The sequence below is a fragment of the Nonomuraea sp. NPDC050536 genome (genome assembly GCF_044457685.1).
Lineage (GTDB): Bacteria > Actinomycetota > Actinomycetes > Streptosporangiales > Streptosporangiaceae > Nonomuraea.
Map to the genome: position 1 here is coordinate 186,352 of NZ_JBITHD010000008.1, position 11,860 is coordinate 198,211.

General features: G+C 68.4%; 10 protein-coding genes and 1 pseudogene. 5 read left to right on the forward strand and 6 right to left on the reverse strand.

The window, feature by feature from the left end; genetic code table 11:
• Positions 1-40: 40 nt before the first annotated feature.
• On the reverse strand, positions 41-667 hold the full coding sequence (locus ACIBHX_RS23900) for a M15 family metallopeptidase (RefSeq protein ID WP_397069409.1): 627 nt from the start codon (positions 665-667) through the stop codon (positions 41-43).
• 87 nt (positions 668-754) lie between these two features.
• Between ACIBHX_RS23900 and vanR-Sc the strand changes: the two genes are divergently transcribed.
• Both vanR-Sc and ACIBHX_RS23910 read left to right on the forward strand, forming a co-directional pair.
• Complete coding sequence (vanR-Sc, locus tag ACIBHX_RS23905; protein ID WP_397069410.1) at positions 755-1,444, forward strand: VanSc-type vancomycin resistance response regulator transcription factor VanR; 690 nt, start codon at positions 755-757, stop codon at positions 1,442-1,444.
• On the forward strand, positions 1,423-2,541 hold the full coding sequence (locus ACIBHX_RS23910) for a sensor histidine kinase (protein WP_397069411.1): 1,119 nt from the start codon (positions 1,423-1,425) through the stop codon (positions 2,539-2,541). The genes vanR-Sc and ACIBHX_RS23910 overlap by 22 nt, the downstream gene beginning before the upstream one ends.
• Positions 2,542-2,605: 64 nt before the next feature.
• Here ACIBHX_RS23910 and ACIBHX_RS23915 read toward each other — a convergent pair whose 3' ends face one another.
• Both ACIBHX_RS23915 and ACIBHX_RS23920 read right to left on the reverse strand, forming a co-directional pair.
• Positions 2,606-3,043: a hypothetical protein gene (locus tag ACIBHX_RS23915; protein WP_397069412.1), complete on the reverse strand. Its 438-nt coding sequence runs from the start codon at positions 3,041-3,043 to the stop codon at positions 2,606-2,608.
• Between the two features lie 226 nt (positions 3,044-3,269).
• Positions 3,270-4,757, reverse strand: a complete 1,488-nt coding sequence (locus ACIBHX_RS23920; RefSeq protein ID WP_397069413.1) for a DUF885 family protein — start codon at positions 4,755-4,757, stop codon at positions 3,270-3,272.
• A 297-nt stretch (positions 4,758-5,054) separates the two neighbouring features.
• Between ACIBHX_RS23920 and ACIBHX_RS23925 the strand changes: the two genes are divergently transcribed.
• Together ACIBHX_RS23925 and ACIBHX_RS23930 are read left to right on the forward strand one after the other, a co-directional pair.
• On the forward strand, positions 5,055-6,497 hold the full coding sequence (locus tag ACIBHX_RS23925) for a PLP-dependent aminotransferase family protein (RefSeq protein ID WP_397069414.1): 1,443 nt from the start codon (positions 5,055-5,057) through the stop codon (positions 6,495-6,497).
• A 273-nt stretch (positions 6,498-6,770) separates the two neighbouring features.
• Positions 6,771-7,443 (forward strand): annotated as a pseudogene (locus ACIBHX_RS23930) (aminoglycoside phosphotransferase family protein).
• A 316-nt stretch (positions 7,444-7,759) separates the two neighbouring features.
• Here the strand turns inward: ACIBHX_RS23930 and ACIBHX_RS23935 are convergent.
• Entirely contained in the window at positions 7,760-8,851 is a 1,092-nt protein-coding gene (locus ACIBHX_RS23935; RefSeq protein WP_397069415.1) for a serine hydrolase domain-containing protein, read from the reverse strand.
• Positions 8,852-9,119: 268 nt separating this feature from the next.
• Here ACIBHX_RS23935 and ACIBHX_RS23940 point away from each other — a divergent pair, with 268 nt between their 5' ends.
• Positions 9,120-10,715 (forward strand): PucR family transcriptional regulator, encoded by a 1,596-nt coding sequence (locus ACIBHX_RS23940; RefSeq protein ID WP_397069416.1) that lies wholly within the window; start codon positions 9,120-9,122, stop codon positions 10,713-10,715.
• Positions 10,716-10,778: 63 nt separating this feature from the next.
• On the opposite strand, the gene ACIBHX_RS23945 is transcribed toward ACIBHX_RS23940, so the two are convergent.
• Together ACIBHX_RS23945 and ACIBHX_RS23950 are read right to left on the reverse strand one after the other, a co-directional pair.
• Positions 10,779-11,159 (reverse strand): VOC family protein, encoded by a 381-nt coding sequence (locus ACIBHX_RS23945; RefSeq protein WP_397069417.1) that lies wholly within the window; start codon positions 11,157-11,159, stop codon positions 10,779-10,781.
• Between the two features lie 32 nt (positions 11,160-11,191).
• Positions 11,192-11,833 (reverse strand): class I SAM-dependent methyltransferase, encoded by a 642-nt coding sequence (locus tag ACIBHX_RS23950; RefSeq protein ID WP_397069418.1) that lies wholly within the window; start codon positions 11,831-11,833, stop codon positions 11,192-11,194.
• Positions 11,834-11,860 lie beyond the last annotated feature (27 nt).

Sequence of the window (11,860 nt, forward strand, 5' to 3'; positions counted from 1 at the left end):
CGCTGGTGTCAAGCAGACTCTCGGGTGGGCTTGCTGCTGGTCACCGCCGCATCCTTGGATCGTGCGTAGGGTCGGCATACCTGGGCGGGCAGCTGTCATCAATGGCTTCGGGGCGCAGTTCGTAGTGCCAGGGTTCGTTGCTGTAGATCTGGCACAGCCCGTACTCGGCGCCGTGCTCGGACAGCCACGCCGTGGCATCGGAGGGCCCGATGTCGACCGCGTCCCCCGACACGTGAAGAGACTTGTCCGCGGTGGCCACCCATCGGGCAGCTTCCTTTTCTGAGCCGTACTCCGAGACAGCCTCATGGCGTAGTTGTTCCTGGTACTCCGGGGAACGCCAGCCACTGTTGACGAAGAACTCGACCCCGTCGTCCGCGGCATCCGTTGCAGCTCGGCGCAGGGCACCGAGCAGATCGGGGTCGAGCTTGGCCACGGCCGGAATTTCGTCATCGAAGACCGTCACGCCGTCAGGGACGGCGCCATCTGCCTCGCCAAGTGCACCATGGTGGTCGCCGTGAAGAATGTCGGTGGGTGATCCGGCCGAGGAGGTCGCCAGCGACTGGTAAACGAGGAGACCGACAAGCGCCGCGCTGACGACTACAAGGGCAGGGAGGATGGCCGATCGGGTACGGCGGGCTGCCGTTCGTGCTGGTTCCCTGTAGGTCATGCCGCCAGTCAAGGCAGCGTGGAGTTGTCAGCACGTATCTGGTTTTCGATATGCCGACGATATGCTCCGGCTCGTAGCCTCGAGAGTGTGCGTGTGTTGATCGTCGAGGACGAACCCTTTCTGGCAGAGGCCATCCGCGATGGTCTACGCCTGGAAGCGATCGCCGCCGACATCGCCGGTGACGGTGACACCGCTCTGGAACTGCTGAGCGTCAACGCCTACGACATCGCCGTCCTCGACCGCGATATCCCCGGCCCCTCCGGCGACGAGATCGCCAAACGCATCGTCGCCTCCGGCAGCGGCATGCCTATCCTCATGCTCACCGCTGCCGACCGGCTCGACGACAAGGCCTCCGGGTTCGAACTCGGCGCCGACGACTACCTCACCAAGCCCTTCGCACTCCAAGAACTCGTGCTCCGTCTCAGAGCACTCGACCGCAGGCGCGCCCACAACAGACCACCCGTGCGAGAGATCGCCGGCCTGCGTCTGGATCCGTTCCGCCGCGAGGTCTACCGCGACGGCCGCTACGTCGCGCTCACCCGGAAACAGTTCGCCGTGCTCGAGGTCCTCGTCGCTGCCGAAGGCGGTGTCGTCAGCGCCGAAGAACTCCTACAGCGAGCGTGGGATGAGAACGCCGACCCCTTCACCAACGCCGTGCGCATCACTGTCTCGGCACTGCGCAAACGGCTCGGCGAACCAGCAATCATCGCCACCGTGGCGGGCGTCGGCTACCGCATCGGCACAGGGAGGGGACCGTGGATAGAGCCCCTGGTTTGAGTGTTCGCCTCAAACTCACCCTCAGCTACGCCGGGTTCCTCGTGCTCGCAGGTGCCTTGCTACTCGCCGCCGTGGGGGTCTACTTCCTGCGAGGCCTACCCGATGGTGCGATCTACACCACCGGCGACTTGATGATCAACCGCTCCGTCATCATGCGTTCGTTTGCTCCGGTCGCGGCCATCGTGTTGGCGTTCCTGCTGATGTTCGGTCTCGTGGGAGGGTGGCTTCTCGCCGGCCGGATGCTCGCCCCCCTGACTCGCATCACAGACGCCACCCGCATGGCCACGAGCGGATCGCTCTCCCACCGAATCCGGCTACCGGGCCGCAGAGATGAGTTCCGCGAACTCGCCGACGCTTTCGACGCCATGCTCGTACGACTCGAAGCACACGTCGCCGAACAGCAGAGATTCGCAGCCAACGCCTCCCACGAACTGCGCACCCCACTGGCGATCGCGCAGGCACTTCTCGACGTGGCCCGTAACGATCGCAACCGCGACACCGGCGAACTTGTCGACCGCCTCCACGCCGTCAACACCCGAGCGATCGACCTCACTGAAGCATTGCTCCTGCTCAGCCGCGCCGACCAACGGTCCTTCACCCGAGTACACGTCGACCTGTCCCTCATCGCGGAAGAAGCCGCTGAAACGCTCCTCCCCCTCGCAGAAAAACGCGGCCTCACCATCGAGACCTCCGGCGACGTGACCCCCACCACCGGCTCACACGCGCTCCTGCTGCAGATGACTACGAACCTCGTGCACAACGCGATCGTCCACAACCTGCCCGAACAGGGCACCGTGTGGGTCACGACCAGCGTTCACTCCAAGACTGTGGTGCTCACTGTCGAGAACACCGGCGAGAAGCTCGCCCCGAACTTGGTTTCCTCGCTTGTCGAGCCGTTTCAGCGCGGCACCGAACGCATACGCACCGACCACGCAGGTGTCGGCCTCGGCCTGGCAATCGTCAAAAGCATCACCCAGGCACACGACGGAACCCTCACCCTCACTCCCCGCCCCGCTGGCGGGCTCCGCGTCAGGGTGCGACTACCGCTTGCGCAGTCGCCCTTGATCGGGCCGGCACCTTGGCCCCGTACATCTTGATCACTCCGTAACGGGGATGGGTGAGCCGGTGGACCAACTCGCCGTCGTTCAGGTCCTCAGGACTTCACTTCTTTCCGGGGAAGGCGGCGCTCAGCACGGAACCACGGGTGATGACGGCCACGCCGACCAGGGCCAGCGCAGACAGACCCTGGAGCACGGCGTACCACGCTGGGCAGAGGCCGGGGATCAGGTCGACGCCGATGATCGCGACCGGCATGATGGTGGACAAGGTGCGCACGCGGTCGAAAGCCTTGTACGACCCCTCCGAAGCGCGGATGGTCATCCGGTAGATCAGCGGAGTGACCGCGAGCAGGATGGCTCCCCGGATCCACATGAACGAGGACGCCTCGTGGCCGGTGAACGCCATCACGGCAACCACCCCGAGGACGATGGCGCCGACAGCACCGAAGAGCGTGACGCACTTCTTCACCGTGGTGAAGGCCTCCTGGGTGCGGGCGTCGCCGAGGTCCGTCGCGGTCGTGATGTCGCTGGCGTTCGCCATGATCTTTCTCCTCCGTGTCGTTGTGGTAGCGATGCTATTTAGCGCCTGACCGGCCCAATATGGGCTTGGCCGTACGGGTGGGTGGGGCCAGACCCACTCCTGAGTCGGTGGCCGGCTTCGGCGATTCGAGCGCACGTCGTCCCGTGGAACGGTGAACTGCGGCGGGGTGCGGCGATCAGCGCGAACGAGGCCACGGCGAACGCGAGCAGCCGCGCCTGCTCCGGCATCAGCCGCGCTCCAGTGCGGTGTCCAGCAGGCCGAGCGGGGGCGCGCCGAGGTCGAACAGCGCGGTGTGGAACCTGCGCAGCGAGAATCCGGCACCCCAGCGCTCGCGCGCCTGGTCCCGCAGGTCGCGGATGGCCAGTTTGCCCCACGCGTACCCGCCGCAGAGCGGGTCGAGCAACAGCCGGTGCACCGCCCTGGTGGCGGTGCGGCCCTCCAGGAATGCGTCCTCGGTGAACCGGCGCGTCGCGTCCGCCACCGACAGGTCCCCGCTGTGCAGCCCGATCGAGCAGATCAACCGGGTGATCCTGAGCAGCCCGTCCCTGGCCACCGCCACGGGGAACCCCGGGTCGGCCGACCGGAAGCCCTGTTCCAGCGCCAGTTCCTCGGTGTAGTGCGCCCAGCCCTCGGTGAACGCGTCGGACAGCCAGGTACGGCGCACCGGCGAGGCCACCCGTCGCAACGCCCTGCCGTGCGAGAAGTGGCCGGGAGCCACCTCGTGCACGGCGATCACCGGCAGAAACGACCGCGCGTACAGCGACAGCCACTGCTCGCGGTCCCGCTCCGGCCAGTCCGGTCCGGGCGGAGTGACGTAGAACCGGCTCGGCGCGTCCGGCTCCCCCGGCGCGGCGGGCACCATCGCCGCCACCTGCCATGGCTGGGACGGCGGTGTCGGCCCGACCAGGCACTCGCCGTCGTCGTAGGGCACCAGTCCCTGCTCGGCCGTCCACGCGATCACCTCGGCGACCAGTGCGGCGGCCTCGCCGACCACCTGTTCCGGGGTGGGCCGGTCGGCCAGCAGCGCCCGCACGGTCCGCTCGCTCGGCGCGTCCGGGTCGATCCGGCGGCAGGACTCGTCGAGCAGCTGCCGCAACCGCTTCTGTTCCAGCTCCGCACGGGTGACCAGGTTGGTGAGGTCCGCGTCAAGGGCCTCGGTGGCCGACAACAGCGCGGTCAACGCGGATGCGCCCAGCGCGGCGGTGGGCTCGCCGTGCCTCGCCGCGTGTTCCAGGTGTGCCACCAGCCGGTCCAGCGCACCCAGCGCGGCCCGGTCGTGCACCCCGGTGGCCAGCCCACGCGCCGCGGGCAGCGCGGCCGTGGCGACCGGGGCGGACACCCGGTCCAGCGCGGTCACCGCCGCGTCCACCGCGTCCGGCCAGGCCGCCAGGTGCGCTCGCCGCGCCTCGGCCCGCCTCGCCTCGGCGGCGTACTCGCGGTCGTAACAGGTCAGCTCCAGGTTGGCGATGTGCCACAGCGGATTGGACCGGTGCAGTTCCAGCTCGCCGAACGACACCCGCAGCGTGTGCTCGGCGACCAGCGCCAGCTCCTCGTCGTACCGATCCGGGTAGCCGGGTCCGCCCAGCGCGGCCAGCCCGGCCCGCACCCCGGACGGGGACAGGTCCTGCGGCACCCCGTCGTACTCGTGCCTGCCCGTCCGTTCCCGCGCGCTCGGCACGGACAGGTCGCAGATCGCCTTCAGCCGGTTGTCCATTCGGCAAGCCTGTGCGATTGGATTGTGGTCCAAACGGTCCACTTTCCGCCGAAGTGGACCGTTTTCCGGAGTCAGCTGTCGATGGACGAGGGCCGGAAGCTTCAGTGGGTCGTCCGGACCTCGCCCGCCAACGGCGCAGGTGGGCTGACCGCTCGGCGTGCCTTCCCGCGCCGTCTCTCGCGGCGAGGAGAGACGGGTCACAGATGGCTGCCACCCGCATGTCGTGCCGTTAGCCTCTGGCAGCAGCGGCTCGTATATACCCGTACAAATGGAGGGAAAGTGGACCGGCATCGCGGGATGTCCGAGACGTCCGAACTGATCGACCTGCTGGGCGAGTGGAGTTCGGCCGAGGGTCCGCTGTACCGGCGGCTCACCGAAGCGTTCGTCCGAGCCGTGGGGTCCGGGGACCTGCGTACCGGTGACCGCCTGCCGTCCGAGCGGCGGCTCGCCGACGCCCTCTCGGTCAGCCGGGCGACGGTGGTCGCCGTCTACGACGCACTGCGTGGGTCGGGCCTGGTCGAGACCCGCCGGGGCAGCGGCACGCGGGTGTCGGGAGCAGCCGTCGTCCACCGGGTTCCGGCGGACGGGCGGGTGCAGGGAGGCCAGGCCACCGCGGTGATCCAGCGGCTGGTGGCACAGCCGCCGAACCTCATCTCGCTGGGGCAGGCGGCCGAGGCCGGCGGTCCGGATCTGGCCCAGGCGCTGCTCCACCTGGTCCGCGAGGACCTGCCCGGGCTGATCCTCGACGCGGGCTACCACCCGGCCGGACTCCCCGCGCTGCGGGCAGCGATCGCCGCCCACCACACCGCGCACGGACTGCCGACCACACCCGACCAAGTGGTGGTCACCACCGGTGCCACGCAGGCCGTCACCCTGAGCGCCCAGCTCTATCTCGGACGCGGGTCAACCACGATCGTGGAATCCCCCGGGTGGCCGGGCTGCCTGGACGTCCTCAGAGCGGCCGGCTCACAGCTGGTCGGCGTCGAACTCGACTCCGACGGCATCCGGATCGACCGGCTCGCCACCGCGCTCGCCGGACACCGGCCCGCGCTGCTCTACGTCATGCCGACCTACCACAACCCCACCGGCACCCTGATGTCCGCCGGACGCCGTCGCCGAGTGGCCGAGCTCGCCGCAGAACACGGCGTCACCCTCCTGGAGGACAGCGCCCACGCGGCGGCTCTCGCCCCCGGGCAGGCTCCGCCGCCGATCGCCGCGCACCCTGCCGGAGCAACCGTGCTGACGGTGGGTTCCTTGACCAAGGCGGTATGGGGCGGCCTGCGCATCGGCTGGATCCGCGCGCCGCAGGACGCCGTGGCACGCCTGGCCCGGCTCAAGGCGCTCAACGACCTCGGCAGCCCACTCCTCGACCAAGCCCTCGCCGCCCGGCTACTCCCCGAGCTCCCGGCCCTCGCACCCGAGCGGGACCGCATCCGCCGTGAGCGACTCGCCACCATCACCCGACTGCTGGCCGAGCAGCTTCCGCATTGGCGCTGGCAGGAACCGCAGGGAGGCTCCGTCCTGTGGATCCGGCTTCCCCCGGGCACCGACGCCAGGATCTACGCACAGGTGGCACTGCGCCACGGCGCGGAGGTCATCCCGGGCGCCACAATGGATCCGACCGGCGCCCACGACAACTACATCCGCCTCCCCTGCTCCTTCGCCCCGGACACCTCGGCAGAACTGGTCAGCCGCCTCTCGACGGCCTGGGCCGCACTGCCCCGGAGCAGTGGCCGCTGAGGCAGCCGCCGGCCTGTCGCTCCCGTTAGATGGTGCGGACGGCCGAAGTCGTCATCGCCACACCCTGCAGCGCGTCAAAACTCGCACACATGGTTTGAGCTGGGAGTCAGAGCCGTCGTGGCTGTATTTTGACGCGGTACAGGCTCAGTCACTGACACGTTTCTTACCGGTACCCCTTGAAGTGGCGGATTGCGGGGTACGGCGCGCAAAATCGGGGAGTATGCGCTGGCCGTGGACAAGGAACACCGATGGCTGCCAACACTTGCGCCACGGGTGCCGCTACGGATACCGACGCCGTTGGCGAAAGGCGAACCCGACGAAGGGTTCGGTTTCCACTGGTCCGTATATGAATGGATCGACGGCGAACCCGCTGGCAATCGACACCATCGGCAACCTGACCGATTTCGCGGACAACCTGGCCGCCTTCCTTGTCGCATTGCGACACGTCGATCCGACCGGAGGGCCCGAGCCGGGACTGCACAACTGGTTCCGTGGCGGGCCACTGCGGCTCTACGACCCCCAGACGCAACGCGCGCTTGAAGTGCTCGACGGTCGGATACCCCGGGACCCCATCACGGAGATCTGGCAATCGGCGCTGCGGGCGTCCTGGGATCGCCGGCCGGTGTGGTTCCACGGCGACGTAGCCCCAGGGAACCTTCTGGTCCGTGACGGCGCGCTGGCTGCCGTCATCGACTTCGGGAGTTGCGGTGTCGGCGACCCCGCGTGCGACGTGGCGATCGCCTGGACGCTCCTGTCCGGGGCGAGCCGTGAAGCATTCCGCACAAGGCTTGATGTCGACCCTGGGACGTGGGCCCGTGGGCGTGGCTGGGCACTGTGGAAGGCGCTGATCATCTATGCCGGTGCGCAGCAGGGGGACCATGTTGCGGCTGCAGAAGCCAAACGAGTGATCGACGAGATTCTCACCGAGTACGCGCAATCCGGTTGAATCAGGAAGCCCATGCCCTTGGACGTGCAGGGCGCTGGAAGACGACGAACCCGGCGGGGACATGGCCGGCGTCCTGCAAGTGGAGATCAGCGTACGCAGGTCGGTCGTGGCGATTGCCTTCTCGAGGGTGTACGAGACCGGCCATCGCACCATCGTCGCGATCCGGGACTTCACCTGGATGCGGGCCTGCTGGGTCACGCCCGGAGCAGGCCCGCAACGTCGCCGGAGTGACCAGCTATGAGCGGACGCAGCACCGTTGGCAGCCGGCGGGCCAACCAACGCCGCGAGAACGGCTCCCCTGGCGGCGAAGGAGGGGTCAGCGGAGGTCGCGGATGAGATTACCGATGACGGATTCGACCTCGCCTGAGTTGAAGGTGTCCGTGTCGATCAGCAGGGTCACGGCCCGTTGGCCGTCATCGGTGACGGCGTTCCTGAACGTGTGGCCGCCGGCCATACTGCCGCTGTGTCCCCAGGCGACGAGGTCTGGGGCGAGCCGATAGCCCTCGATTCCCAGGCCGTAGTCCTGGCCAAGGTCGTCCAGAATGGTCTGCTTCATTTCGGCGAGCTGGGCTGGGGCCAGCAGTTGCCCTGTCATCAGCGCGGTCCAGAAGGCGGTCGCATCGGCACCGGTGGAGATCAGCTCACCCGACGCGTCGGCCTCGGAGGTGTTCCATTCCGTCCTGTCCACCAGAGTCTTAGCCCGCTTCACGTAGCTCCGCAGGTCCGGCTTGGCGATCGTGGTCTGGTCGCCAGGCCAGTAGGTCTCGCGCAGCCCGAGGGGCTTGATGATCCGCTGGTCGATCTCGGTGTCGATGCTGCGACCGGTGACCTTCGTGACGATCAGTCCGGCCAGGTTGTAGTTGGTGTTGGCGTAGGCGAAGCCCGACGGAGTCCTGTCATCGGGCGGGGGCAGAGTCAGCGCCTGCTTGACCGTCTGCAAGGGCTCGATGTGATCCCAGCGGTGCGCCTCCTCGTTGTCCCAGAACGGCGCGTCCAGGTAGTCGGGCAGGCCACTGGTGTGCTGCAGGAGCTGCCGGATCGTGATCTTGCGGCCATCGTAGAGCTTGGTGCGGATGAGACCGGGCAGATAGTGGTCGACGGTGTCATCGAGGTTGATCTTGCCTTCGCCGACGAGCTGAAGCACGATCGTGGCCGTCCAGGTCTTGGTATCGCTGCCGATACGGCTGTGCTCATTGCCGACGACCTTACGGCCCGTCCTGCGGTCGGCGAGGCCGACGCCGCCGTTCCAGACGCCGCAGCGCGGACTCTTCACCGTCACGGCGATCCCTGGGGCGCCGACGCGCTTCAGCGCCTCCAGCGCTGTCAGGATGGGCTTGGTGTCACACTGTGGTGTCGCGGCCGTCGCGGCAGGCGCCACCACCAGAGAGGCGGTGACCGCTAAGGCCACGAGAGCACTCGTCCTACCTCGCATGATGTCTCCTTCTACTACTACGGTTTCGCCTCGCCAAGCTCCGGTCGTACGGCTTCCGCGTCGAGACGGCGTATCGGCCGAGCACTGCGGGAACCACGATCACGCAGGACCAGACAGGCAACCGGCCGCGGCACGCTTGCTGGAACGCGCATACTGACAGCGTCGTGTCCGGACCAGCCGTGGGCATTCGGTGCCCGTCCAGAGAGTCCGCGAATGCTTTGTACGTCTGGCTAAAGAGGTGAGGATGCTCGATACCGGGGTACCCGATCTCGGACAGGTCCTCGATGCGTTGGGCTCCTCGCTGCTGCGGCCGTTGACCGTACTGCCGGAAAGGCCGGTACCGGTCTCGGGCGTGCTCATCTTCGAGCGGCGAGCCCCGCTTCCATCCGTCAGGGACGCGATCCTGCTCGCCGTCGGCGTAGGAACGGCCGAAGCGCAGGCGAAGGAGCTCGTTGGTTCGGCGGCCGAGGCCGGGTACGCCTGCCTGGTGGTGAAGAGTTACGGCGAGCCGGTCACCGAGTTGGTGGAAGCCGCGCAGCGGTCCGGAATCGTGCTGCTCGCCGCCGATGAGGCCGTGGCCTGGCACCACCTGGACGCCATGATCTCCTCGGCGCTCACCGCCACGGTGAGTTTCGCGCCGGCCTCGGGCGGCCCGGTCGTCGGCGATCTGTTCGCCTTGGCCAACGCGATCGCGGGGATGTTAGGAGGTGCCACGGTGATCGAGGATTCGCACCGGCGCATCCTCGCGTACTCGACCTTGCCCGGGCAGGCCATCGATGACGGCCGCCGCCAGGGCATCCTCGACCTCCAGGTGCCGGAGGGCCCGGACTACGACGAGCAGTACCGCGCTCTCGTCCAGGTGGTGCGTCCCTGCCGGTTCCCAGCCGTTCCCGGCGGCCTTCCTCGTCTCGGTGTCGCAGTCCGCGCGGGAGGCGAGACGCTGGGTTCGATCTGGGTCGTCGATGCCGAGGACTGCCTGGACTCCGCTGCCACACAGGCCCTTTCCGACGTTGCGGACATCGTCTCGCTGCACCTGCTCGCGGCCCGTACCGCGGTCGATGCCGTCCGGCGCAGGCGCGCCGACCTGTTGCGACGGCTGCTCGCCGACCCGAGCAGTGTCACCGCGGTGGCCCCACAGCTTGGCCTGGACCCGAACCTGCCCGTCGCGGTGGCCGCGTTCGCCGTCGCCTCGAGCAATGCCGACGATGTTCTCGCGTCACACGCGGCCACCCGGCTCGCCGACCTGGTGAGCCTGCACTGCGAGGCCCACTACGGCAGGCACGGCTGCGCGTTGATCGACGGAACGGTCTATGCGCTGCTGCCGAGCGGGCCTTCGCCGAACGCGCATCGCGAACTCGTCGCCGACATCGCCCGGCGAGCCCACGGTGCGCTGCGGGTGCCCGTCCAGGCCGGACTTGGCTCGCTCGTCCAGGGATTGCGCTCGATCGCGAGCTCACGCGCCGACGCGGATCTCGTCCTGCGCGCACTTACCGACCGGCTGGGTGACCCGGAACCGTGTCAGGTGGCCACGATCGACGAGGTGTGGGCCAGCGCGACGCTGTCCTCGCTGGCCCAGCTACTGGCCGCGCACGAGGCGCTGCCCCGCAGGCTCGGGCCGGCGGTCCGCGCCCACGATCTCGAGCACGGCACCACCTATGCGTCCACCATCCTCGCCTACCTGGACGCCAACAGCGATATCGCGGCCGCCTCCAATCGGCTGTCCGTGCACCCGAACACGATCCGGTACCGGCTTTCCCGCGCCGAGGAGATCTTCGGGTTCGATCTCGCCAACCCGGACGAGCGTCTGGCGCTGTGGCTGCGGTTACGGCTCGGCTGGTGAGCCTCAGTGTTCACCCGGCCTGACGGCAGCTCGATCCGGCCGGACTACCGCTGCTCCGCAGGCTCACGCTGAGGGTGCAGGCCGATGCGGCGCGGCGATCTGCCATTTGTTGCCCCATTTGTCGAGGACAGTGGCACGCCGGTCGCCCCACGGCATGTCCGCGGGCTCCTCCTCCGCGCTGGCCCCGGCCGCCACGGCGCGGGCGAAGACGGTGTCGGTGTCGTCCACGTAGACCATGAGGAAGGCCGGCGCCTCGGCGTGCACCCCTCCACCGTCGCTCACCATGACGAGCGAGTCACCCAGGCGCATCTCCACGGGGCGGTCGCCCTCGATCTCGCCCTGGGCGCCGAACACCTGCTGGAGAAAGCCGACGAGGCCCGCCGGGTCGCCGGTGATGATCCTCGGCGTCACGGTCGGCCGGTGCCAGGACTCGGAGGTTCCCATCATCATCATCCTCGGCTCTTGTCGCGGGGTAGTCAGGCCCGTTTGATCGTGGCGAGCCAGGCGGGCGCGCCGTCGGGCTGGTATCTGGTCTGGACCGTGTCCGATTCGATCGCGGTGATGTCCCATCCGGAGGTGAACGCCGCGGTCAGCTCTTCCCTGCTGACGGGGTGCGGGCCGGGCTCGGGACCTTCGTCGCTGAAGCACAACAAGTACACGGTCCCGCCGTGCGCGGTCACCGACGCCAGACCGGCGACGTATTCAGGCCGCTCTTCGTCGTCGAAGGCGTGGAAGAGGCCGCAGTCGAGCACCGTCTCGAACTCGCGTCCCAAGGCCTCCAGCCGGAGCCCGTCGGCCACGGCGAACTCGGCCTTGATCCCACGCTCCGAGGCCTTGGCCCGGGCGATCTCCAGAGCCGTCTCGGCCACGTCCACGCCCAAGACGGGCAGGCCCAGCGAGGCGATGTGGAGCGCGTTGTCGCCGGACCCACAGCCCGCGTCGAGCACGGTCCCGGTGAATCCGCCTTCGGCGGCCAGACGTACTATCGCCGGCTGCGGCTGACCGGTGTCCCATGGCGCGGGACCGTCGGTGTAGGACGCGTCCCACAGTTCTCCGGACCGCCGTTCGTGACTGGTCAGGCGCCTGCCGGTGAGAGGATCTTTCGATTGCTCGGACAAACCTGTCCCTCCTTCGAATCCGATCCT